The 21,700-nt window shown below is 62.4% G+C and carries 25 protein-coding genes; 3 read left to right on the top strand and 22 right to left on the bottom strand.

Annotated features, from left to right (window positions below; translation table 11 throughout):
• Positions 1-95 precede the first annotated feature (95 nt).
• The 10 genes from HX817_RS24560 to ccmA all read right to left on the bottom strand — a co-directional run bounded on the left by HX817_RS24560 (position 96) and on the right by ccmA (position 7,397).
• A complete protein-coding gene (locus tag HX817_RS24560) occupies positions 96-488 on the bottom strand; it encodes a hypothetical protein (protein ID WP_177041444.1) in 393 nt (130 codons plus the stop codon).
• Between the two features lie 15 nt (positions 489-503).
• Positions 504-1,697, bottom strand: coding sequence for a c-type cytochrome biogenesis protein CcmI (gene ccmI, locus HX817_RS24555; RefSeq protein WP_177023215.1), 1,194 nt, complete (start codon positions 1,695-1,697; stop codon positions 504-506).
• The gene (locus HX817_RS24550) at positions 1,690-2,163 is read right to left on the bottom strand and encodes a cytochrome c-type biogenesis protein (RefSeq protein ID WP_003210629.1); all 474 of its coding nucleotides are present in this window, start codon (positions 2,161-2,163) and stop codon (positions 1,690-1,692) included. The genes ccmI and HX817_RS24550 overlap by 8 nt, the downstream gene beginning before the upstream one ends.
• The gene (locus HX817_RS24545; RefSeq protein WP_008434782.1) at positions 2,160-2,696 is read right to left on the bottom strand and encodes a DsbE family thiol:disulfide interchange protein; all 537 of its coding nucleotides are present in this window, start codon (positions 2,694-2,696) and stop codon (positions 2,160-2,162) included. The genes HX817_RS24550 and HX817_RS24545 overlap by 4 nt, the downstream gene beginning before the upstream one ends.
• A complete protein-coding gene (locus HX817_RS24540; RefSeq protein WP_087694319.1) occupies positions 2,693-4,681 on the bottom strand; it encodes a heme lyase CcmF/NrfE family subunit in 1,989 nt (662 codons plus the stop codon). Before HX817_RS24540 ends, HX817_RS24545 begins: the two co-directional genes overlap by 4 nt.
• Positions 4,682-4,684: 3 nt before the next feature.
• Positions 4,685-5,140, bottom strand: a complete 456-nt coding sequence (ccmE, locus tag HX817_RS24535) for a cytochrome c maturation protein CcmE (RefSeq protein ID WP_008434786.1) — start codon at positions 5,138-5,140, stop codon at positions 4,685-4,687.
• Positions 5,137-5,313, bottom strand: a complete 177-nt coding sequence (gene ccmD, locus HX817_RS24530; RefSeq protein ID WP_008434788.1) for a heme exporter protein CcmD — start codon at positions 5,311-5,313, stop codon at positions 5,137-5,139. Before ccmD ends, ccmE begins: the two co-directional genes overlap by 4 nt.
• Positions 5,310-6,065, bottom strand: coding sequence for a heme ABC transporter permease (locus tag HX817_RS24525; RefSeq protein WP_003210634.1), 756 nt, complete (start codon positions 6,063-6,065; stop codon positions 5,310-5,312). The genes ccmD and HX817_RS24525 overlap by 4 nt, the downstream gene beginning before the upstream one ends.
• 85 nt (positions 6,066-6,150) lie before the next feature.
• Positions 6,151-6,819 carry a heme exporter protein CcmB gene (ccmB, locus tag HX817_RS24520; protein ID WP_003210635.1) on the bottom strand — a complete coding sequence of 223 codons (669 nt, stop codon included), beginning with the start codon at positions 6,817-6,819 and terminating at the stop codon, positions 6,151-6,153.
• On the bottom strand, positions 6,816-7,397 hold the full coding sequence (gene ccmA / locus HX817_RS24515) for a cytochrome c biogenesis heme-transporting ATPase CcmA (RefSeq protein ID WP_003210636.1): 582 nt from the start codon (positions 7,395-7,397) through the stop codon (positions 6,816-6,818). Before ccmA ends, ccmB begins: the two co-directional genes overlap by 4 nt.
• Before the next feature lie 252 nt (positions 7,398-7,649).
• On the opposite strand from ccmA, the gene HX817_RS24510 reads away from it, so the two are divergent.
• From HX817_RS24510 to HX817_RS24500, 3 genes are all read left to right on the top strand, one after another.
• Positions 7,650-9,233, top strand: a complete 1,584-nt coding sequence (locus tag HX817_RS24510) for a flagellar hook-length control protein FliK (protein WP_177041442.1) — start codon at positions 7,650-7,652, stop codon at positions 9,231-9,233.
• Positions 9,230-9,559, top strand: coding sequence for an EscU/YscU/HrcU family type III secretion system export apparatus switch protein (locus HX817_RS24505; RefSeq protein WP_177041440.1), 330 nt, complete (start codon positions 9,230-9,232; stop codon positions 9,557-9,559). Before HX817_RS24510 ends, HX817_RS24505 begins: the two co-directional genes overlap by 4 nt.
• Positions 9,560-9,785: 226 nt before the next feature.
• Positions 9,786-10,949: a hypothetical protein gene (locus HX817_RS24500; RefSeq protein ID WP_177041438.1), complete on the top strand. Its 1,164-nt coding sequence runs from the start codon at positions 9,786-9,788 to the stop codon at positions 10,947-10,949.
• A 33-nt stretch (positions 10,950-10,982) separates the two neighbouring features.
• Here the strand turns inward: HX817_RS24500 and HX817_RS24495 are convergent, their stop codons facing one another.
• The 12 genes from HX817_RS24495 to fleN form a co-directional block, all read right to left on the bottom strand.
• Positions 10,983-11,378 (bottom strand): DUF2802 domain-containing protein, encoded by a 396-nt coding sequence (locus HX817_RS24495; RefSeq protein ID WP_008434800.1) that lies wholly within the window; start codon positions 11,376-11,378, stop codon positions 10,983-10,985.
• Complete coding sequence (locus HX817_RS24490) at positions 11,379-11,864, bottom strand: chemotaxis protein CheW (RefSeq protein WP_003210641.1); 486 nt, start codon at positions 11,862-11,864, stop codon at positions 11,379-11,381.
• 73 nt (positions 11,865-11,937) lie between these two features.
• On the bottom strand, positions 11,938-12,741 hold the full coding sequence (locus HX817_RS24485) for a CheW domain-containing protein (protein ID WP_003210642.1): 804 nt from the start codon (positions 12,739-12,741) through the stop codon (positions 11,938-11,940).
• Between the two features lie 151 nt (positions 12,742-12,892).
• Positions 12,893-13,681, bottom strand: coding sequence for a ParA family protein (locus HX817_RS24480; protein WP_003210643.1), 789 nt, complete (start codon positions 13,679-13,681; stop codon positions 12,893-12,895).
• A 51-nt stretch (positions 13,682-13,732) separates the two neighbouring features.
• Complete coding sequence (gene motD, locus HX817_RS24475; RefSeq protein ID WP_003210644.1) at positions 13,733-14,620, bottom strand: flagellar motor protein MotD; 888 nt, start codon at positions 14,618-14,620, stop codon at positions 13,733-13,735.
• Positions 14,621-14,635: 15 nt separating this feature from the next.
• Positions 14,636-15,376: a flagellar motor protein gene (locus HX817_RS24470; protein ID WP_177041436.1), complete on the bottom strand. Its 741-nt coding sequence runs from the start codon at positions 15,374-15,376 to the stop codon at positions 14,636-14,638.
• Complete coding sequence (locus HX817_RS24465; protein WP_008434810.1) at positions 15,376-16,497, bottom strand: chemotaxis response regulator protein-glutamate methylesterase; 1,122 nt, start codon at positions 16,495-16,497, stop codon at positions 15,376-15,378. Before HX817_RS24465 ends, HX817_RS24470 begins: the two co-directional genes overlap by 1 nt.
• Before the next feature lie 49 nt (positions 16,498-16,546).
• Positions 16,547-18,745 carry a chemotaxis protein CheA gene (locus HX817_RS24460; protein ID WP_177041434.1) on the bottom strand — a complete coding sequence of 733 codons (2,199 nt, stop codon included), beginning with the start codon at positions 18,743-18,745 and terminating at the stop codon, positions 16,547-16,549.
• 11 nt (positions 18,746-18,756) lie between these two features.
• Positions 18,757-19,545, bottom strand: coding sequence for a protein phosphatase CheZ (locus HX817_RS24455; RefSeq protein WP_003214538.1), 789 nt, complete (start codon positions 19,543-19,545; stop codon positions 18,757-18,759).
• A gap of 18 nt (positions 19,546-19,563) precedes the next feature.
• Positions 19,564-19,938 (bottom strand): chemotaxis response regulator CheY, encoded by a 375-nt coding sequence (locus HX817_RS24450; protein ID WP_005790040.1) that lies wholly within the window; start codon positions 19,936-19,938, stop codon positions 19,564-19,566.
• A 170-nt stretch (positions 19,939-20,108) separates the two neighbouring features.
• A complete protein-coding gene (gene fliA / locus HX817_RS24445; RefSeq protein ID WP_008434817.1) occupies positions 20,109-20,849 on the bottom strand; it encodes an RNA polymerase sigma factor FliA in 741 nt (246 codons plus the stop codon).
• Positions 20,846-21,679, bottom strand: a complete 834-nt coding sequence (gene fleN, locus HX817_RS24440) for a flagellar synthesis regulator FleN (RefSeq protein WP_003192912.1) — start codon at positions 21,677-21,679, stop codon at positions 20,846-20,848. Before fleN ends, fliA begins: the two co-directional genes overlap by 4 nt.
• Positions 21,680-21,700 lie beyond the last annotated feature (21 nt).

The following is a 21,700-nucleotide window of genomic DNA, read 5'->3' as shown; positions in this document are numbered from 1 at the left end:
TCGCGAGCAAGCCCGCTCCCACATTTGAGCTTTGTTGTTAGGTGGACTGTATTCCAAACCAGCCATGAAAAAGGCGACCCGAAGGTCGCCTTTTTTCATTGCGCGTACTGCTTGCTCAACCCCGGCGGTACACCATGGACATCGGTCTCTTCCCAAGGTCCGTTCGGGCTGATGGAGCGGCTCCAGCCGTTGCTCCAGCGGTAGTAGGTGCGCTGGCGGTAGAACGTATCGGCCTGCTCATCCAGCACATACACCTGCATCTTGCCATCCCAGTGGCTGGCCGCGCCCGGTGGCGGTGCGAAGGTCGGCGAGGAGCTCGGCACCGGCTTCGACGGTTTGATCACCGGGCTCGAGGGCTGGGTGCTCGGCTGGGTCGACGGCCCTGTCGGTGGAATAGTCGGCCCGGTAGGCGACGGAGGCCGATGGACCGCACAAGCACTCAACCCCAGTACCAGGCTGAGCAGGGTGATACGTGCGATAGCGGTCATGGGCATTTCCTCGAATTATTGGTCCGGACTGTCGATGGTCAGCTGCTGCAGCGCAGTGGTGCTGCTGGCCAGGGGTTGGCTGCGGCCGATCCACTCGCCAGCTGTGGGAACACCTGCCCGGGATATGCGCGCAACCAGTTGGACTTCGGGAAAGTTGGACAGTTTCAACTGCGGCATCATCGCGTCGCTGTCGCCCAGCTCGACGGTGATCGGCAGGTCGGCCACGGTCACGCGCTTGGCCGCCAATGGCGCAGGCGGGCCTTTGACGGCACGGGCGAAGATGAACACGCTGTCGGTCGGCAAGGCCTTGGCCTTCACATCGGCGGCCAGGTCCACCCGCACTTGCATCTGTTTTTCTGCCTTCACGGGCGCCACGCTGCCGCCGCTCTCCTTGAGCTTCTCGGCGGCCCGGTCGATCCCGCCTTGCAGCGCGGCACGGGAATTGTCGTCCGGTGGCAGTTGCGCCAGCAGGCGGTTCCAGTAGTCGATCGCTTCCTGGTAACGCTGGCCTTCAAAGGCGGCGATCCCCAGCAGGCCGAGGCTGGTGACTTCCTTCGGGTCGAGTTTCAGTGCTTCGTCGGTCAGGGCCTGGACCTTGGGCGACCACTGTTTGTTGTCGGCAAAGTACTGGGCCTGGGCCCACTGGCCGAGCAACTCGGGCTGGCGACCGGCCAGGGCCACGGTGCGCTCGAAGATTTTCGCCGCATCGGCGGAACGGTCCTGGGCCATGTAGGCGCGACCGAGGAAGTACAGGCCTTCCGGCGAATCCGGCTGGGCCGCTGCGGCGCGCTCCAGGCGGCGGGTCATGTCTTCCATGGACACCGGCGGCTGGGAGAATTCGCGGGTCAGTTCGACCTTGTCGCTGGCACCGTAATGCAGGTACAGCGCCACGCCCAGCACCGGCACCAGAAACGCCGCGAGCAACGGCAACGGTTTGCCGAGGCGCGATTCCCGGGGCTTTTCCACACCCTCGGTATCCGCCAGCAACTCACGGGCCGCTTCAGCGCGACCGCTGTCCAGCTGGGCCGCATCCAGCACGCCTTCGGTCTGCTGGGTTTGCAGTTCCGCCACGCGTTCCTGGTACAGCGCCACGTTCAATGCAGTGCGATCCTCTTCACGCTGGGCACGGCGGCCGCGTAACACCGGGATCAGCAGGAAACTCAAGGCAATCAGAAGCAGCAGACCTGCTGCGAGCCAGAAATCAATCATCAGTTTTTTTGTCCAGCAGTTGGTCGAGGCGTTGACGCTCATCGACGGAAAGCGAGTCCGAGCCATCGGCCGGGGCGACACGACGGCGGCGCACAATCACCGCCATAACGACTAAGCCTGTGAGCAACAACCCGGCGGGGCCGAACCACAGCAGCGCTGTCTTGCCGGTGAGCGCCGGCTTGTAGCGCACGAAGTCACCGTAGCGGTCGACCATGAAGTCGATGATCTGCTGATTGTCCTTGCCCTCGCCGAGCATGCGGAAAATCTCTTTGCGCAGGTCGGCGGCGATCGGTGCGTTGGAGTCGGCGATGTCCTGGTTCTGGCACTTGGGGCAGCGCAGCTCCTTGGTCAGTTCGCGAAAACGCTCGCGGTCTCCGTCCTTGGCAAATTCGTAAGTGTCGATGGCGGCGTGGGCCACGCCGACCATGCTCAAGCCCAATACCGCGGCGGCTAACCAACGCTTCATGGCTTGGCCTCGTCCACCAGCGCCTGGTACTTGGCGGCCAGTTGCTCGCGCCACACCACTTCGTCGATCACGCCCACGTACTTGTCGCGGATCACGCCCTTGGCGTCGATGAAGAAGGTTTCCGGAGCGCCGTACACACCAAGGTTCAGCCCGAGGTTGCCGTCTTCGTCGCGGATATCCAGCTGGTACGGGTTGTGGAATTCAGCCAGCCACTTCAGGGCGGCAGCATTGTCGTCCTTGTAGTTGATGCCGTAGATCACCACGCCCTTCTCCGCCAGCTTGTTCAGCACCGGATGCTCCACGCGGCAGGAAATGCACCAGGTGCCCCACACGTTGACCAGTGCCGGTTTGCCCAGCAAGTCAGCCTGGGTCAGGGTCTTGTCGCCCTGCACCGTCGGCAGCGAGAACGCCGGGAATGGCTTGCCGATCATGGCCGACGGCAACTCGGCCGGGTCCAGGTACAGCCCGCGATACAGGAACACCGCCACCACCAGGAACGCCGCCAGCGGTAACACCATCAACCAACGCTTCATACTGGCGCTCCTTGCAGGCCGAGGGCTTCACGCACCCGGCTCTTGACCTTGACCCGGTAGCGCCGGTCCATCGCTGCCAGCAAACCACCGAAGCCGGTGAGCAGGCCACCGAACCAGATCCAGCGCACAAACGGTTTGACGTGGACCCGCACGGCCCAGGCGCCATCTCCCAACGGTTCACCCAGGGCGACGTAGAGGTCGCGGGTGAAACCGGCGTCGATCCCGGCTTCGGTCATCATCGAACTTTGCACGGTGTACAGGCGTTTTTCCGGGTGCAGCACGGCGATTTCCTTACCGTTGCGCACCACACGTACGGTGCCTTTGTCGGAGGTGAAATTCGGGCCTTCGAAGTGCTTGGCGCCTTCGAAAATGAAGTGGTAGCCGGCCAGGTCCATGGACTCGCCGGGGGCCAGGCGCAGGTCGCGCTCGGCGCTGTTCTGGCTGGACAACACCACACCCAGGGCGCACACGGCGATGCCGATGTGGGCGACCTGCATGCCCCAGTAACTGCGGGTCATGGTCGGCAAGCCTTTGATCAAACCTTTGTGGCGGGTCTTGTCGATCAGGTCGCGTACACCGGCCAGCAATACCCAGGCCGCGAGCATGAAGGTGGCAAGCACGGCCCAGTTGAAGTCGCCGTAGGCAATCCCGGCGATCACCGCCAATGCGGCGCTGCCCAGCAGTACCGGGGTGAGCATGCCCACCAGCCATTTCACCGGGGTGTCTTTCCAGCGCACCAGTACGCCGACCGCCATCACCACCATCAGCAGCGCCATCAACGGGATGAACAGCGCGTTGAAGTACGGCGGGCCGACGGACAGCTTGGCGCCGCTCAGGGCATCCAGCACCAGCGGGTACAGGGTACCGAGCAGAATCATCGAGGCCGCCACCACCAGCACCAGGTTATTACCCAGCAGCAGGGTTTCCCGGGACCAGAGGTTGAAGCCCACGTGGCTCTTGACCACTGGCGCACGCAGGGCGAACAGCGTCAGGGAGCCGCCGACCACGAACAGCAGGAAGATCAGAATGAACACGCCGCGCTCCGGGTCGGAGGCAAACGCGTGCACCGAGGTCAGCACGCCGGAACGCACCAGGAACGTACCCAGCAGGCTCAGGGAAAACGCGGCGATGGCCAGCAACACGGTCCAGCTTTTGAACACGCCGCGTTTTTCCGTGACTGCCAGCGAGTGAATCAGCGCGGTGCCCACCAGCCAGGGCATGAAGGAGGCGTTTTCCACCGGGTCCCAGAACCACCAGCCGCCCCAGCCGAGTTCGTAGTAGGCCCACCACGAGCCCAGGGTGATGCCGATGCCGAGGAATGCCCAGGCGACGATGGTCCACGGCCGCGACCAGCGCGCCCAGGCGGCATCGAGACGCCCGCCGAGCAAGGCGGCGATGGCGAAGGCGAAGGCGACCGAAAAACCGACGTAGCCCATGTAGAGCATCGGCGGGTGCACGATCAAGCCGATGTCTTGCAGCAGCGGGTTGAGGTCGTGCCCGTCGACCGGGATCTGCGGCAGGATGCGGGTGAACGGGTTGGAGGTCATGATCAGGAACAGCAGGAAGCCGATGCTGATCATGCCCATCACCGCCAGCACCCGGGCCAGCATCACTTGCGGCAGTTGGCGGGAGAAGATCGAGACGGCAAAGGTCCAGCCGCCGAGGATCAATGCCCACAGCAGCAACGAACCTTCGTGGGCGCCCCACACGGCGCTGAACTTGTAGTACCAGGGCAAGGCGCTGTTGGAGTTATTGGCGACGTAGGCGACAGAAAAGTCGTCGGTCATGAAGGCGTAGGTCAGGCAACCGAAGGCGAACACCAGAAAGGCGAACTGGCCCCAGGCAGCCGGCTGGGCCAGGCTCATCCACAGGCGGTCACCGCGCCAGGCGCCCAGCAACGGGACCACGGCCTGGACGATGGCAAAGCACAGGGCGAGAATCATCGCCAACTGGCCCAACTCCGGAATAAACAGTGCGGACGTCATGACTTAGCCCTCCTTGGCAGGGGTCGGGGCGGATTGGCCGCTGTCTTTGAGGGCCTTGGTGACTTCCGGCGGCATGTATTTTTCATCGTGCTTGGCCAGCACTTCGTCGGCCACTACCACGCCGTCGGCGTTGAGCTTGCCGAGGGCGACGATGCCCTGCCCTTCGCGGAACAGGTCCGGGAGGATGCCGCGGTAGGTGATGGTCACGGACTTGTTGAAGTCGGTGACGATGAACTTGACGTCCAGGGAGTCGCCGGAGCGTTGCAACGAGCCTTTCTCGACCATGCCACCGGCACGGATTCGGGTGTCCAGCGGCGCTTCGCCGTTGGCGATCTGGGTCGGGGTGTAGAACAGGTTGATGTTCTCCCGCAGGGCGCTCAGGGCCAGGGTCACGGCAATGCCGACACCGGCCATGATGGCCAGGATGATCAACAGACGCTTTCTACGCAGCGGATTCACTTTTCGGTCTCCCGGCGCAAACGACGCGCCTCTTGTTGCAGGTAACGCTTGCGGGCCAGGATCGGCGCGGCGACGTTGAGGGCCAGCACCGCCAGGCAAATGCCATAGGCCGTCCAGACGTACAGGGCGTGATGGCCCATGGCGAGAAAATCACTGAAAGAGTTGAAGCTCATCCACGGGCTCCCAGGCTGTTTTGCACTTCGGCCTTGACCCAACTGGTGCGGGCTTCACGCTTGAGCACTTCGAGGCGCATGCGCAGCAGCAGCACGGCGCCAAAAAAACAGTAGAACCCCAGCACCATCAGCAGCAGCGGCGCCCACATTTCCACGGGCATTGCCGGCTTTTCGGTGAGGGTGAAGGTGGCGCCCTGGTGCAGGGTGTTCCACCACTCCACCGAGTATTTGATGATCGGGATGTTGATCACGCCGACGATCGCCAGCACCGCGCAGGCCTTGGCGGCGCTGTCACGGTTGCTGATGGCGTTGCCCAGGGCAATCAGGCCGAAGTACAGGAACAGCAGGATCAGCATCGAGGTGAGTCGCGCATCCCATACCCACCACGAACCCCAGGTCGGCTTGCCCCAGATCGCGCCGGTGACCAGCGCCACGGCGGTCATCCAGGCACCGATGGGCGCGGCGCATTGCAGGGCCACATCCGCCAGTTTCATCTTCCACACCAGGCCGACGATGCCGCACACCGCCAGCATCACGTAGCAGGACTGGGCCAGCATCGCGGCAGGCACGTGGATGTAGATGATGCGAAAGCTGTTGCCTTGCTGATAGTCCGGCGGCGCGAAGGCCAGGCCCCAGACCAGGCCGATGCCGATCAGCAATACCGCGGCGATGCTCAACCACGGCAGCAGTTTGCCACTGATGCCGTAAAACCATTTGGGCGAGCCGAGCTTGTGAAACCAGGTCCAGTTCATGCTGTTTCCATCACGGTTGCTTCTCGTCGTTGCGAGAAGCTTAGGGTCTTTACTGGTTAAGGTTCTATCGCTTAACCAGACCTCATTATTCGCCGACGCTGATCTTCAGGCCAGCCGCTATAGCAAAGGGTGTCAGGGTTACCGCCAGGGCGGCCAGGCTGCCAAGCCACAGGAGGTAACCGGTCGCCGGCATGCCCTGGAGCGCGGCTTGCAACGCGCCGCTGCCCAGGATCAACACCGGGATATACAAAGGCAAGATCAGCAGCGCCAACAACAGGCCACCGCGTTTCAAACCGACGGTCAGTGCCGCACCTACGGCGCCCAGTAGACTGAGAACCGGCGTGCCAAGCAACAAGGAAAGGAGCAACACCGGCAGGCATTCGGTGGGCAACCCCAGCATCATCGCCAGCAGCGGCGCGAGCAATACCAGCGCCAGGCCGGAAAACGCCCAGTGTGCCAGTACCTTGGCCAATACCAGAAGTGGCAGGGGGTGCGACGAAAGGACCCACTGTTCGAGGGAACCGTCTTCAAAATCACTGCGAAACAGCCCGTCCAGCGAGAGCAGGACTGACAAAAGCGCCGCCACCCAGACCAGTCCCGGAGACAAGGTTTGCAACAGTTTAGTCTCGGGGCCCACCGCCAACGGGAACAGCGCGATCACAATCGCGAAGAACACCAGCGGGTTGGCCAATTCGGCCGGACGGCGACAGAGTAACCGCGCTTCGCGGGCGACCAACAGGGCAAATACGCTCATACCGCCCACCGGCCCAGGTCGAGGTCGCGGTAACCGGCGGGCATGCGCGTCAAGGTGTGGTGAGTGGTCAGGACAACCATGCCGCCCTGCTCGCAGTGCGCGGCAAGGTGTTCTTCCAACTGGGCGACGCCTTGTTTGTCGAGGGCGGTGAAGGGTTCGTCGAGAATCCATAGCGGCGGGCCGTCGAGATACAAACGGGCCAGGGCCACGCGGCGCTGCTGGCCGGCGGACAGGGTGTGGCAGGGAACGTCTTCGAAACCCTTGAGGCCAACCGCGGCCAGTGCCTGCCAGATCGCCTCGCGGCTGGCGGGATGATGCAGGGCGCTGAGCCAACTGAGGTTTTCTTCAGCGGTAAGCACATCCTTGATTCCGGCGGCGTGGCCGATCCAGATCAGGTTGCGCGCCAGCTCGGTGCGCTGCTCGTGCAACGGTTTGCCGTTGAGCCGCACTTCGCCCGCCGTCGGCTGCATCAGACCGGCCAGCAGGCGCAACAGGCTGGTCTTGCCGCTGCCGTTGGGGCCGCTGACCTGCACCATGTCGCCGCCCGCCAGACGCAGTTCGAGGTGTTCGAACAGCATCCGCAGGTCACGTTCACAGGCGAGCGCTACGGCTTCTAGAAGAGGGCTGGTCAAGAGATCGCGGGCCTTTACGGTTCAAGTCGGCGGTGGAACGGCCGTTAAAGAGATGCACATTAACTGCTTTGGCGACCGTTTTTAGAGAGCTGGATCAATCAGTTGTGTTGTTTTTAACGCTCTCTTTGAAGACGGGCGGCATTATACATGTGATGCCCTACTCTAAAGAGGGCAATTTCCCCTGAGACGGCGCGCACGATGACCGGTGAGATCAATCTTCCCACGCTCCCCCCGACGCTTCCGGCCGGGCCTGCGCCCGCGCCTGCAGCGGGCGAGTTGCTGAAACTGCTGGAGCCGCAGACCGGCCTGATCGACCCCGGAAAAACCGTAAATGCCGAGGTGCTGGCACTGAAACAAGGCAGCGATGCATTTCAGTTGCTGCTCAAGCTGACCCTGGAAGGCGGCCGGCAAACCCTGGTGCAGGCCAGCAGCAGCCAGCCGCTGCCGCTGGGTACCCAGGTGGAAGTCAGCCAGACGCCGTCGGGCAATTTGTCCATCAGCCTGCAGCAGGCCCTGAGTTCCAGCGTCGCCGCGCTGACGCGTATCGATACCAGCCAGTTACCGGTGGGCACCCTGCTGCAAGGCAAGGTGCTGACCACCCAGGCGCTGCCACAGGGCGCCAACCAGCCGGTGGTGTATCGCTCACTGGTGTCGGTGCTCAATAACGTCCTCAGCGGCGCGACCCTGACCGTCGAAAGCCCGCAGCCCTTGCGCGTCGGCAGCCTGCTCAGCGCCGTGGTGCAAAGTGCGCAGACCTTGAGCTTTGTACCGCTGAGCGGGCGCCAGGACCAATTGGCCGTGGCCCAGCAACTCTCCACCCAGCAAAGCCGCCAGGGCTCGCTGGACGTGGTATTCACCGCGCTGCAAAGCCTGCCGGCGACCAGCAGCGACGGCACCGGGGCCGACCTGCGCGCCGCCGCCGAGCGTTTGCTCGCCGGCCTGCCCGACCTGGCCCAGGCCAGCAACCCCAAGGTGCTGGCGCAACTGATCCAGAACAGCGGGACCTTCCTCGAAGCCAAGTTGCTGGCCGGGCAAAACCCGCAGATACCGCCGCTGGACATGAAAGGCGCGCTGCTGCGCTTCGTCGCCGACCTGCTGCCATCCCTGCCCGCCAGCACCAATCTGAATGCGATCCTCGCTGCCAACACCCTGGCGCAGTTGCTGCCCAGCTTCGTACGCAGCCCGCTGGGCACCCTCGGCCAGGTCGGCGCCAGGCAGGCGCCCGCAGGCTTTCCGTTGCCCGATCGGCTGATGCAACGCCTGGAAGGTGAAAGTGACCTGGAAAACCTGCTGCGCCTGGCCGCCGGGGCCATCTCCCGCCTGCAAAGCCATCAGCTGTCGAGCCTGGAGCAGACCGGTACCACCGCCGACGGCAAGCTCTTGACCACCTGGCAGCTGGAAATCCCCATGCGCACCTTGCAGGACATCGTGCCGTTGCAGGTCAAGTTCCAGCGGGAAGAACCGGCGCCCGACAAGGAACAGCCGGAACGCAAGGACAGCAAGGATCCCAAGCAAATGCTCTGGCGCGTGGAAATGGCGCTCGACATGGAGCCGCTCGGCCCGTTGCAGGTCCAGGCGCAACTGAGCCAGGGCAAACTGTCGAGCCAGTTGTGGGCGACCCGGCCCTTCACCGCCAGCCTGATCGAAAGCCACCTGGGCAGCCTGCGCGAGCGCCTGGTGTCGTCGGGACTCAACGTCGGCGACCTCGACTGCCACCTCGGCACCCCGCCACGGGGCCCGAAAACCGGGCTTGAACAACGCTGGGTGGATGAAACCGCATGAAAACCCCCAACCCGCCCCGCCAGGCCATCGCCCTCAAATACGACGGGCGACAAGCGCCGACCCTCACCGCCAAGGGCGACGATGCCCTGGCCGAAGCCATCCTCAAGCTGGCCCGGGAGAACGAAGTCCCGATTTACGAAAATGCCGAGCTGGTCAAATTACTGGCACGCATGGAGTTGGGCGACAGCATCCCGGAAGAGTTGTACCGCACCGTCGCCGAGATCATCGCGTTTGCCTGGACGCTGAAGGGCAAGTTCCCGGTGGGCTACGACCCGGACGCGGGGCCGGTGGAGCGGGATGTGACGGAAAGAGGCGACGATTATTAAGGTGGGAGCCGGCTGATCGTTCCCACGCTCTGCGTGGGAACGCCGCCTCGGAGCTCCGCGTCCAACCGGCGCTGCAACGTTCAAGTCTTGCGCAGGGGTGACGCGGAGCGTCACGGGATGCATTCCCACGCAGAGCGTGGGAATGATCAGTTGCGGTGGGTGGTGTATAGCAATTATATCTTTCGAGGTATAGATTATCTCGAACCCGATAGTTCAGGATAAACCCATGAGCCCTACCCGCCCGATTCTCAGTCGAAGGCTACTCGCCGAAGCGCTCGCCCGTGATCTGGCAGGCGAGTCATTTGCCGACTACAGCTCCGGCATGTTCCTCGCGGCTCCGCGCCGTACCGGCAAGAGTACGTTCCTGCGCAACGACCTTATCCCCGAGTGCAAGGCCCGGGGCTGGCTGCCGGTGTACGTGGACCTGTGGATGAACCGTGAAGTCGACCCCGCCGAACTGATCTCCGGCGCCATCGGCAAAGCCCTGGGCGAGTTCGAAAGCGCAGTGAGCAAAGCGGCCAAGAAGGCCGGTATCGACAAGATCAGCCTGCTGCGCACCTTGAGTTGGGATTTCACCAAGCCTCAACTGCCCGCCGGCACCACGCTCAGCCACGCCCTGGACGTGCTGCACCAGGTCTCGGGGCAAATGATCGTGCTGATCGTGGACGAGGCCCAGCACGCCCTCAACAGCGAAGGCGGGGTGAACGCCATGTTCGCCCTCAAGGCGGCACGGGATCATCTCAACGGCAGCAGCACGGCCGATGGCCTGCGCCTGGTCTTCACCGGCTCCAGCCGGGACAAACTGGCCAACCTGGTACTCAAGAGCAAACAACCGTTCTTCGGCGCCCACATCACGCCATTCCCGTTGCTGAGCCGCGACTTTGTGGAGTTCGTGACGGACCTGTGGAACCAGCGCCTGGCTGCGACCAACCAGTTCAACCTTGAGGATATGGACTACGCGTTTCAGCTCGTCGGCCGACGCCCGGAAATGCTCAACAAACTGTTGACCGAAGTGAGCGTGGGTCTTGGCGAGGCCAGCAACCTTGGCGAGTTGCTGAGGACCGGAGCACTCAATCACCAGGCCGGAATCTGGAGTGACTACGAGAGCGCCTACAACGACCTGTCACCCTTGCAACAAGCAGTACTGGAAGTGATGGGCGAACGAACCCTGAGCAAGCAAGCGTTCTCGCCGTTTGCGGAAAAAACCTTCCAGGATGTGAACCGCAAGCTGGAACAGGCCCAGGTCGAGCCGAACGCCAGCACGCCAAACGTGCAGAAAGCACTGGAAGTGCTGCGGGAGAAGGAGTTGGTCTGGAAAGCCAACCGTGGTGAATATGCTTTGGAGGACTCGACCATGGCCGAATGGCTGAGCAACCGGCACCGGCTATAAGCTGCAAGCAATACCGCTTGCAGCTCGTAACCTTCAGTTGTCCTTGTGCAACCGGCTCATCAACTGCGCTTCAGCCTGGGTCAACCCGCAGGACTGGGTCAGCTCATCCACCGTGGCGCCCATGCCCACCAGCTTCGCCGCCTGGGCGAATGAGAGGCTCGACGGGTCACGCTGCTCGAGTGCCGACAGCTTGTCCGGCAACGGCGCCAGCACCGAACGCAGCTCGTGCACTTCATCACCCACACGCACCGCACTTTGCTGGAAGTGGTCGACCCGCTTGGCCAGCTCCAGGATCCGCCGGTCGCGCACAGCGTCGCGCTCGACTTGTCGAGTGGCCAATTCCCGTTGCTGGCGAACATAACGCAGCAGGAAGCCCAGGGTCCCGGCCCAAAGGATGGCCAGGACGATCACCGCTACCTCAAGAAACAATCAGATATTCTCCAGGTCCTGCCACTCTTCTTCGCTCATCATCTTGTCCAGCTCAACCAGAATCAGCAGTTCGCCGTTCTTGTTGCAGACACCCTGGATGAACTTGGCCGATTCTTCGTTGCCGACGTTCGGCGCAGTCTCGACTTCGGATTGGCGCAGGTAAACCACTTCCGCCACGCTGTCGACCATGATCCCGACCACTTGCTTGTCGGCTTCGATGATCACGATGCGGGTGTTGTCGTTGACTTCGGTCGGCACCAGGCCAAAACGCTGGCGGGTGTCGATCACGGTCACCACGTTGCCGCGCAGGTTGATGATGCCCAGCACATAGCTTGGGGCACCCGGAACCGGAGCGATTTCGGTGTAGCGCAGCACTTCCTGCACACGCATCACGTTGATGCCGTAGGACTCGTTGTCCAGCTTGAAGGTGACCCATTGCAGGATTGGATCATCCACCAGACCTTGTGCGGATACTGACTTGTTCATACTCCAGACCCCTTCAAATACCGTTGGTTACGGTGTGTGTTCTTAGGCAGCGCCGTAGCGCTGCTGCTTGTTATCAAGTGCGTTTGTTCAGCGGCATGGCTTTTACCGCGCCGCTGGCAATCAACTCCGCCAGTTCGGCGACATCCAGCAACGCGCACATGTGTTCGATCACAGTGCCCGCCAGCCATGGCCGCTGGCCCCGGTGGCTGCGCCATTTGATTTCGTTCGGGTCCAGGCGCAATGAGCGGCTGACCTGATGCACCGCCAGCCCCCACTCGTAGCCCTGGACCGAAATAACGTATTGCAGGCCCTGGCGGAAGTCATCGCGGTAGCGGTCGGGCATCACCCAACGCGCGGTGTCCAATACCTTCAAGTTGCCCTGCTGGCTCGGCAGGATCCCGAGGAACCAATCCGGCTGGCCGAACAACGGCGTCAACTCCTGGCCTTCCAGGGAGTAGATCGAACCCAGGCACACCAGCGGCACGGCCAGGGTCAACCCGGCGACATCGAACAGCAAACATTCGAACGGCTCCGCAGCCCACACCGGGCGACCGTCGCCCTGTACCGGCGGCGGCGTAATGCTCGGCGGGAGGTGAACCTCAACCACCGGCTCCACCACTACAGGCGCAATCACCACAGGCTCGACGGGCACAGCAACCGGTACAGGAACGGCTACGGGAACCACCAACGCATCACGGGCCTGTTCTTCCAGGACCGCCAACTGAAACTCGTCCAGGGCAGCAGGTTCAGGCTCGATGACTTCATCGAGGATCAGAATCGGTTCCGGCATGTCCTCGGTGGCGTCCTGGAGCAAGGCGTCCAGGTAGGACTCCAGCGCCAGCTGCGGCCGGGTCTTGAAATCAACGGGACGGTTCATCTGTATGCCCACGCGCAAGCCCCATCAACCCTGTATTCAGAGGTTATCGGCCTGTGAGTGTCCGGACTTGAATCGAGAGCCGGTTTGGTCAGGAAAACCGCGGCGTCTGCATCGCTGGCAAGCCAGGCTCCTACAGGGCTGTTTATGACCATCATGCCACCTGCGCCACAAGTTGCTGGGACAAAAGGTGCTTGAGCAACGCCCGATACGCCAGCACCCCACGGCTCTTGCCGTCGAACTGCGACGGCGTCAGCCCTGCCCGGCTCGCATCCCGCAGGCGCGTGTCCACCGGGATGTAGCCTTGCCAGATGGTGTCCGGATAAGCATCGCGCAATACCCGCAAGGTGCCGAGGGACGCCTGGGTACGGCGGTCAAACAGGGTCGGCACGATGCTGAACGGCAGCGCTTGCTTGCGCGAGCGGTTGATCATCGCCAGGGTGCTGACCATCCGCTCTAGGCCCTTGACGGCCAGGTGCTCGGTCTGCACCGGGATCACCAGCTGTTGGCTGGCGGCCAGGGCGTTGACCATCAGCACGCCGAGCAACGGCGGGCTGTCGATGATCGCGTAGTCGAAGTCCTGCCACAGCTGCGCCAGGGTCTTGGCGATCACCAGGCCCAGGCCGCTCTGCCCCGGCGACTGGCGCTCAAGGGTGGCCAGGGCGGTGCTGGACGGCAACAGCGAGATCTTTTCATTGCTGGTAGGCAGCAACAGTTGCCCCGGCAAGTCGGCCGGCACGCTGCCCTTGTGCAGGAACAGGTCGTAGCAACTGTGTTCCAGGGCATCCGGGTCATAGCCGAAATAGCTGGTCATGGAGCCGTGGGGGTCCAGGTCGACCACGACCACACGCTTGCCGGCCTCGGCCAGCAAGCCGGCCAAGGCGATGGACGTGGTGGTTTTACCGACACCACCCTTTTGATTGGCAACTGCCCAGACTCTCATTCGGATTGTTCCTCCCGGCAGGCACAGGCTCGACCGAGAAATTGCATGGGGTTATAGAGCCGGTGACGGAGAATTGACGGCACTCCCGCGAACCGGCGCCTTTACGGGCGCTGGTGCAGTTTGTGTGCCAGCCCGCTTCAAGGCGGCATCCGGTGTTGCATTGGCAGTGCCGGTACCGGTCAGGCTGCGGCGTACGTCCAGGTTGCGCGACACCACCAGCACCACCCGACGGTTGCGCGCACGGCCTTCCGCCGTGGCGTTATTGGCCACCGGCTGGAACTCGCCGTAACCCACCGACGCCAGGCGCCCGGGGTTCACACCCTGCATCGCGAGCATTCGTACAATACTCGCCGCCCGGGCCGAAGACAGCTCCCAGTTGGTCGGGTACTGCGCGGTACTGATCGGCAGGTTATCGGTAAAGCCTTCAACGTGGACCGGGTTTTCAAACGGCTTCAGGATCGCCGCCACCTTGTCGATGATGGTAAACGCCTGGTCGCTGGGCATTGCATCGGCACTGGCGAACAGCAGGCTGGAATTGAGCTCGATCTCGACCCACAACTCATTGCCGCGCACGGTCATCTGGTTGGAGCTGATCAGGTCGCCAAAGGCCGCGCTGATGTTATCGGCGATGCTTTTCAGCGGGTCGCTGGTGCCACCAATGCCGGCGGCGGTTTCATCGCTGTCGTTGACCAGCGGCTTGGCCGGGGTCACGGTCTTGGGGCGTTCTTCGCCAATGGGTATCGGCTTGAGGGCGCGGTCAGCGTCGTTGAACACGCCAATCAGCGCCTGGGAAATGACTTTGTACTTGCCTTCGTTGATCGAGGAAATGGAGTACATCACCACAAAAAACGCGAACAGCAACGTAATGAAGTCGGCGTAGGACACCAGCCAGCGTTCATGGTTGACGTGTTCTTCAGGCTCGCGGCGGCGACGGCTCACAACAAATACCTCCCATCAATCCATGAAGCCCTGGAGCTTCAATTCGATGGAGCGCGGGTTTTCACCCTCGGCAATCGAGAGGATGCCTTCGAGCAACATCTCGCGATAACGCGACTGGCGCAGGGCGATCGACTTGAGCTTGCTGGCCACCGGCAACAACACCAGGTTGGCACTGGCCACGCCGTAGATGGTGGCGACGAACGCCACGGCAATCCCGCTGCCCAGTTGCGACGGATCGGCCAGGTTGCCCATCACGTGGATCAAGCCCATCACCGCACCGATGATGCCGATGGTCGGCGCGTAGCCGCCCATGCTTTCAAAGACCTTGGCCGCGTTGATGTCGCGGCTTTCCTGGGTGTAGAAGTCCACTTCGAGGATGCTGCGAATCGCTTCCGGCTCGGCGCCGTCCACCAGCAGTTGCAGGCCTTTGCGTGCGTAGCTGTCGGGCTCGGCATCGGCCACGCCTTCCAGCCCAAGCAGGCCTTCCTTGCGCGCCGTGAGGCTCCAGTTGACCACGCGGTCGATGCCGCCCGGCAAGTCGACACGCGGCGGGAAGATAATCCAGATGATGATCTGCATCGCGCGCTTGAACGAACTCATGGGCGACTGCAACAACGCCGCGCCCACGGTGCCGCCGATCACGATCAACGCTGCCGGGCCGTTGGCCAGGGCGCCCAGGTGGCCGCCTTCGAGGTAGTTGCCGCCGATAATCGCGACAAACGCCATGATGATGCCAATCAGGCTCAATACATCCATCAGAGGCAAGCCTCCACCAGGTGCTTGCCGATGTCGTCGAGGCTGTAGACGGCGTCGGCCAGGTCGGCCTTGACGATGGCCATGGGCATGCCATAGATCACGCAGCTGGCTTCATCCTGGGCCCAGATCGCGCTGCCGCCCTGCTTGAGCAGGCGCGCGCCTTCACGGCCGTCGGCGCCCATGCCGGTCAACACCACCGCCAAAACTTTGTCGCCGTAGGATTTGGCCGCAGACCCGAAGGTGATATCCACACACGGCTTGTAGTTCAGGCGTTCGTCACCCGGCAGGATTTTGATCGCACCACGGCCATCGACCATCATCTGCTTGCCACCAGGGGCCAGCAGCGCCAGACCCGGACGCAGGATGTCGCCATCCTCGGCTTCCTTGACGCTGATGCGGCACAGCTTGTCCAGGCGCTCGGCGAACGCCTTGGTGAACGCGGCCGGCATGTGCTGGATCAACACGATCGGCGCCGGGAAGTTCGCCGGCAATTGGGTCAACACCCGCTGCAAGGCCACCGGGCCGCCGGTGGACGTACCGATGGCCACCAGCTTGTAGGCCTTGCGCTTGGGCGCAGGTGAATGTGCGGCGGGCGCAGCCGTACGCACCGGGGCGGCGGCCGGGCGCGCAACCGGTGCCGGCGCCGGGCGACCAAAGGTGCTCGGGGCGGCCGGTGGCGGCGTAACGGGTGCGGGCGCCGGCGCACTGAACAGGCTGCGACGGTTACTGCGGGAGATGCTGTGCACCTTCTCGCAGAGCATCTGCTTGACCTTCTCGGGGTTGCGCGAGATGTCTTCGAAATTCTTCGGCAGGAAGTCCACCGCGCCGGCATCCAGCGCATCCAGGGTGACCCGGGCGCCTTCGTGGGTCAGCGAAGAGAACATCAACACCGGCGTCGGGCAGCGCTGCATGATGTGCCGCACCGCCGTGATGCCGTCCATCATCGGCATCTCGTAGTCCATGGTGATCACGTCCGGCTTGAGGGCCAGGGCCTGATCGATCGCCTCTTTGCCGTTGGTGGCCGTGCCGACCACCTGGATATTGGAATCCGATGAAAGAATTTCCGAGACGCGGCGGCGGAAGAAACCCGAATCGTCCACCACCAGGACCTTGACTACCATAAACACTCCGTTAGGCCGGGCGAGGGACAACCGCCCTGCCCGGGCCGAATCAAATACGCCGTGCGGCGTAACGCTTGAGCATGCTCGGAACATCCAGAATCAGCGCGATCCGACCGTCACCGGTAATGGTCGCACCCGACATGCCCGGGGTTCCCTGCAGCATTTTGCCCAAAGGCTTGATGACCACTTCTTCCTGGCCCACCAGTTGATCGACCACGAAGCCGATACGCTGGGTGCCCACGGAAAGAATCACCACATGGCCTTCGCGCTGCTCTTCATGCTTGGCCGAAGCCACCAGCCAGCGCTTGAGGTAGAACAGCGGCAACGCCTTGTCGCGCACGATCACCACTTCCTGGCCGTCCACCACGTTGGTGCGCGACAGGTCGAGGTGGAAGATTTCGTTGACGTTGACCAGCGGGAAGGCGAACGCCTGGTTGCCCAGCATCACCATCAGGGTCGGCATGATCGCCAGGGTCAACGGCACCTTGATGACGATCTTCGAGCCCTGGCCCTTGGTCGAGTAGATGTTGATCGAGCCGTTGAGCTGGCTGATCTTGGTCTTCACCACGTCCATGCCCACGCCACGGCCCGACACGTCGGAAATCTCGGTCTTGGTGGAGAAGCCCGGGGCGAAGATCAGGTTGTAGCACTCGGTGTCGGTGAGGCGGTCGGCGGCGTCCTTGTCCATCACCCCACGCTTGACTGCAATGTTGCGCAGTACCGTGGGGTCCATGCCTTTGCCGTCATCGGTGATCGACAGCAGGATATGGTCGCCTTCCTGTTCGGCCGCCAGGATCACTTTGCCCTGGCGGTTCTTGCCCGAGGCTTCGCGCTCTTCCGGCGTCTCGACACCGTGGTCGACCGCGTTGCGCACCAAGTGGACCAGCGGGTCGGCCAGGGCCTCGACAAGGTTTTTGTCGAGGTCGGTTTCTTCACCCACCAGTTCCAGGTTGATCTCTTTCTTGAGCTGGCGTGCCAGGTCGCGAACCAGGCGCGGGAAACGCCCGAAGACTTTCTTGATCGGCTGCATCCGGGTCTTCATGACGGCGGTCTGCAGGTCTGCGGTGACCACGTCGAGGTTCGACACGGCCTTTTGCATGGCCTCGTCGCCACTGTTCAGGCCCAGGCGCACCAGGCGGTTACGCACCAGCACCAGTTCGCCGACCATGTTCATGATGTCGTCCAGGCGCGCGGTATCAACCCGCACGGTGGTTTCGGCTTCACTGGCCGGTTGCTTGTCCGGGGCCGGGGCAGCCGTGGCAGCCCGGGCCGGTGCTGGAGCCGCTTTCGCTGCGACAGGCGCGGCAGCCTTGGCGGCAGGAGCCGGTGTTGCGACAGCTGCGGCAGCAGCCGGTGCAGCAGCGCCGACCACTTCGGTGAACTTGCCCTTGCCGTGCAGTTCATCCAGCAGGGCTTCGAATTCGTGATCGGAGATCAGTCCATCGGCGGCCGGCGCAGCAGCGGGTGCCGCAGGCGCGGCGGCCGTTGCGGCGACTTCCGGCAGAGCCTCGGCGGCAAACGAGCCTTTGCCGTGCAACTGGTCCAGCAGCGCTTCAAATTCGTCGTCGGTGATTTCATTGCTGACGGGCGCCGCGGCTTCCGTTGGCGCTGGCGCTGCGGCCACCGCGTCCGGGGCAAACTGGCCCTTGCCGTGCAACTGGTCGAGCAACGACTCGAACTCGGCGTCGGTAATGTCTTCGGTGGTCGGCACCATGGCCGGCGCACTGGCTGCCGGCGCTTCGGCTTCGGCCTTGACGGCGTTCAGCGAGTCCAGCAGTTGTTCAAATTCGCTGTCGGTCACGTCGCCCGCAGGCTCGGCAACCGGCTCAGCCACCGCTTCCACCACGGGAGCGTTGGCCGCAGGTTCCGCCAGGCGCGCCAGGGCGGCCAGCAGTTCCGGCGTGGCGGCAGTGATCGGTGCGCGCTCGCGCACTTCACTGAACATGCCGTTGACCGCGTCCAGTGCTTCCAGGATCACGTCCATCAGTTCCGAGTCGACGTGTCGCTCACCCTTGCGCAGGATGTCGAACACGTTCTCGGCGATGTGACAGCACTCCACCAGCTCGTGGAGCTGGAGGAAGCCGGCGCCCCCTTTTACAGTATGAAAACCGCGAAAAATTGCATTGAGCAGGTTCGCATCATCCGGTCGGCTTTCCAGCTCGACCAGTTGTTCGGACAGTTGCTCTAAAATTTCGCCGGCCTCTACAAGGAAATCCTGAAGGATTTCTTCATCGGCGCCGAAGCTCATGGGTGTGCTCCTTAGAAGCCTAAACTGGACAGCAAATCGTCTACGTCGTCTTGCCCGGATACAACGTCTTCACGTTTATCGGCATGAATCTGCGGACCTTCACCCTTGGCGAGGTGTTTTTGTGGATCTTTTTCAGAAAGGATCGCTGCGCGGTCATGTTCGATGCCGGCAAACCGGTCGACCTGGCCCGCCATCAACACCAGTTTGAGCAGGTTGCTTTCCACTTCGGTGACCAGTTGGGTCACACGCTTGATCACCTGACCGGTGAGGTCCTGGTAATCCTGGGCCAGCAGAATGTCATTGAGGTTGCTGGAAACCGTGCGATTTTCCTGCTCGCTGCGGGACAAAAAGCCCTCGACCCGACGCGCCAGCTCACGAAACTCCTCAGCGCCCACTTCCCGACGCATGAACCGGCCCCAGTCAGTGCTCAGGGCCTTGGCTTCACTGGCCATACCGTTGACCAGAGGCGTGGCGTTTTCCACCAGGTCCATGGTGCGGTTGGCCGCCGCCTCAGTCAGCCTGACCACGTAGGACAGGCGTTCGGTGGCATCCGTGATCTGCGAGATTTCCTCGGCCTGGGGCATGTGCGGGTCAATCTGAAAATTGACTATCGCACTGTGCAACTCACGGGTGAGCTTGCCCACTTCCTGGTACAGGCCGCGGTCACGGGTCTGGTTGAGCTCATGGATCAACTGCACCGCGTCGCCGAACTGGCCTCTTTCAAGGCTTTCGACGAGTTGATGAGCATGTTTTTTCAGGGTCGACTCAAAGTCGGCCTGCGATGATTCTTTATGCTCCATAGCTCCCCCGTGGCAGCATCAATGACCGATGCGTTCGAAGATCTTTTCGATCTTCTCTTTCAAGGCCAGTGCAGTGAATGGCTTGACCACGTAGCCGTTGACCCCGGCCTGGGCGGCTTCGATGATCTGTTCACGCTTGGCTTCAGCGGTCACCATCAGCACAGGCAGGCTGCGCAGTTTTTCATCAGCGCGCACGTGGCGCAGCAGATCGATACCGGTCATGCCCGGCATGTTCCAGTCCGTTACCAGAAAGTCGATGCTCCCGCTGTTGAGGATCGGAATCGCCGTAATACCGTCATCCGCCTCGACCGTGTTAGTGAACCCAAGGTCACGCAACAGGTTTTTTATGATCCGCCGCATCGTTGAGAAGTCATCAACGATGAGGATTTTCATGTTCTTGTCCAATTCGACCTCCAAGCAGTCTTAAACGCGCCCAGCACCTGGGCGCGCCATATCAATCAACAGGCGTTACACAAAAAGGACTACCGGGGGCGCACCACGGGCCAAGCCCGTCCGGGCGCAGGGCCTGGACGGTATCGTTCGCAGTGTCCCCACACTGCCTGTCAGCGCGCTCGCCACTCTCCCAAACGCCCCCGCAAGCGGGCCGCGCACTGGCTGTGTAACTGGCTGACCCGCGATTCGCTGACCCCCAGGACCTCACCGATTTCCTTGAGGTTCAGCTCTTCGTCGTAGTACAGCGCCAACACCAGTCGCTCACGCTCCGGCAAATTGGCTATCGCGTCCGCCAGCGCGCTCTGGAAGCGTTCATCTTCCAGGTCCCGTGACGGTTCGAGATGGGCACTCGCGCCGTCCTCGTGCAGCCCTTCATGTTCGCCGTCCTGTAAAAGGTCGTCGAAACTGAACAGCCGGCTGCCCAAGGTATCGTTCAAAATCCCGTAGTAATCGTCGAGACTCAATTGGAGTTCGGCCGCAACTTCATGATCTTTAGCGTCGCGACCGGTTTTTGCTTCAATTGAGCGAATTGCGTCACTCACCATCCGCGTATTGCGGTGCACTGATCGCGGCGCCCAATCACCTTTACGCACTTCATCGAGCATGGCCCCACGGATACGGATACCCGCGTATGTCTCGAAACTCGCGCCCTTGCTCGCGTCGTACTTGGTCGACACTTCAAGCAGGCCGATCATCCCGGCCTGGATCAAGTCCTCGACCTGCACGCTGGCAGGCAAGCGCGCCAGCAGGTGATAGGCAATGCGCTTGACCAGGGGCGCATAGCGCTCGATCAATTCGACTTGACTGTCACGTGCCGACTTCTTGTAAAGGTTGTAGCCGCTGGCTGTCATAGCACCGGTCCTGCGCTCGTCTGATGCACCAATCGCTCGACGAAAAACTCCAGATGCCCCCGGGGATTGGCGGGCAACGGCCAGGTATCGACCTTCTGGGCAATAGCCTTGAACGCCAATGCGCACTTCGAACGAGGGAACGCTTCATAGACCGCACGCTGCTTTTGCACGGCCTTGCGCACACACTCGTCGTAAGGAACTGCGCCAACGTATTGTAAGGCGACATCGAGGAAGCGATCCGTGACCTTGGTCAACTTGGCGAACAGATTCCGCCCTTCCTGCGGGCTTTGGGCCATGTTGGCCAGCACGCGGAAGCGGTTCATGCCGTAGTCGCGGTTGAGCAGTTTGATCAGGGCGTAGGCGTCGGTGATCGAGGTGGGTTCGTCGCACACCACCAGCAACACTTCCTGGGCTGCGCGCACGAAACTGACCACCGACTCGCCGATCCCGGCGGCGGTGTCGATCACCAGTACGTCGAGGTTGTCGCCAATGTCGCTGAACGCCTGAATCAGGCCGGCATGTTGCGCCGGACTCAGGTGCACCATGCTCTGGGTGCCGGAAGCGGCCGGCACGATGCGAATCCCGCCGGGGCCTTGCAACAGTACGTCGCGCAGCTCACAGCGGCCTTCGATGACATCGGCCAGGGTATGTTTGGGCGTCAGTCCCAGCAGAACGTCGACGTTCGCCAGCCCCAGGTCAGCATCCAGCAGCATGACGCGACGGCCAAGCTCTGCCAGGGCCAGGGACAAATTCACTGACACGTTAGTTTTCCCGACGCCACCTTTGCCGCCGGTCACCGCGATCACCTGTACGGGATGCATGCTGCCCATTTTATTTCTTTACCTTGTCTT

Origin of the sequence: Pseudomonas sp. C6002, assembly GCF_013385805.1 — a bacterium.
In the GTDB taxonomy this organism is placed as follows: domain Bacteria; phylum Pseudomonadota; class Gammaproteobacteria; order Pseudomonadales; family Pseudomonadaceae; genus Aquipseudomonas.
Note: the sequence above shows the minus strand (reverse complement) of the source record. Positions and strands in the feature narration are given on the sequence as shown.

What these genes read in the sequence shown, in the direction of transcription:
- HX817_RS24560 (WP_177041444.1), bottom strand. Translation starts at nt 488, where the DNA reads ATGACCGCTATCGCACGTATCACCCTGCTCAGCCTGGTACTGGGGTTG.
- HX817_RS24500 (WP_177041438.1), top strand. Translation starts at nt 9,786, where the DNA reads ATGAGCCCTACCCGCCCGATTCTCAGTCGAAGGCTACTCGCCGAAGCG.
- HX817_RS24490 (WP_003210641.1), bottom strand. Translation starts at nt 11,864, where the DNA reads ATGAACAAGTCAGTATCCGCACAAGGTCTGGTGGATGATCCAATCCTG.
- HX817_RS24465 (WP_008434810.1), bottom strand. Translation starts at nt 16,497, where the DNA reads ATGGTAGTCAAGGTCCTGGTGGTGGACGATTCGGGTTTCTTCCGCCGC.
- HX817_RS24455 (WP_003214538.1), bottom strand. Translation starts at nt 19,545, where the DNA reads ATGGAGCATAAAGAATCATCGCAGGCCGACTTTGAGTCGACCCTGAAA.
- HX817_RS24510 (WP_177041442.1), top strand. Translation starts at nt 7,650, where the DNA reads ATGACCGGTGAGATCAATCTTCCCACGCTCCCCCCGACGCTTCCGGCC.
- ccmI (WP_177023215.1), bottom strand. Translation starts at nt 1,697, where the DNA reads ATGATTGATTTCTGGCTCGCAGCAGGTCTGCTGCTTCTGATTGCCTTG.
- fliA (WP_008434817.1), bottom strand. Translation starts at nt 20,849, where the DNA reads ATGACAGCCAGCGGCTACAACCTTTACAAGAAGTCGGCACGTGACAGT.
- HX817_RS24485 (WP_003210642.1), bottom strand. Translation starts at nt 12,741, where the DNA reads ATGAACCGTCCCGTTGATTTCAAGACCCGGCCGCAGCTGGCGCTGGAG.
- HX817_RS24505 (WP_177041440.1), top strand. Translation starts at nt 9,230, where the DNA reads ATGAAAACCCCCAACCCGCCCCGCCAGGCCATCGCCCTCAAATACGAC.
- HX817_RS24540 (WP_087694319.1), bottom strand. Translation starts at nt 4,681, where the DNA reads ATGACGTCCGCACTGTTTATTCCGGAGTTGGGCCAGTTGGCGATGATT.
- ccmD (WP_008434788.1), bottom strand. Translation starts at nt 5,313, where the DNA reads ATGAGCTTCAACTCTTTCAGTGATTTTCTCGCCATGGGCCATCACGCC.
- HX817_RS24550 (WP_003210629.1), bottom strand. Translation starts at nt 2,163, where the DNA reads ATGAAGCGTTGGTTAGCCGCCGCGGTATTGGGCTTGAGCATGGTCGGC.
- HX817_RS24480 (WP_003210643.1), bottom strand. Translation starts at nt 13,681, where the DNA reads ATGAGAGTCTGGGCAGTTGCCAATCAAAAGGGTGGTGTCGGTAAAACC.
- ccmB (WP_003210635.1), bottom strand. Translation starts at nt 6,819, where the DNA reads ATGAGCGTATTTGCCCTGTTGGTCGCCCGCGAAGCGCGGTTACTCTGT.
- fleN (WP_003192912.1), bottom strand. Translation starts at nt 21,679, where the DNA reads ATGGGCAGCATGCATCCCGTACAGGTGATCGCGGTGACCGGCGGCAAA.
- HX817_RS24545 (WP_008434782.1), bottom strand. Translation starts at nt 2,696, where the DNA reads ATGAAGCGTTGGTTGATGGTGTTACCGCTGGCGGCGTTCCTGGTGGTG.
- HX817_RS24470 (WP_177041436.1), bottom strand. Translation starts at nt 15,376, where the DNA reads ATGGATGTATTGAGCCTGATTGGCATCATCATGGCGTTTGTCGCGATT.
- HX817_RS24450 (WP_005790040.1), bottom strand. Translation starts at nt 19,938, where the DNA reads ATGAAAATCCTCATCGTTGATGACTTCTCAACGATGCGGCGGATCATA.
- HX817_RS24460 (WP_177041434.1), bottom strand. Translation starts at nt 18,745, where the DNA reads ATGAGCTTCGGCGCCGATGAAGAAATCCTTCAGGATTTCCTTGTAGAG.
- HX817_RS24525 (WP_003210634.1), bottom strand. Translation starts at nt 6,065, where the DNA reads ATGAACTGGACCTGGTTTCACAAGCTCGGCTCGCCCAAATGGTTTTAC.
- ccmA (WP_003210636.1), bottom strand. Translation starts at nt 7,397, where the DNA reads ATGCTGTTCGAACACCTCGAACTGCGTCTGGCGGGCGGCGACATGGTG.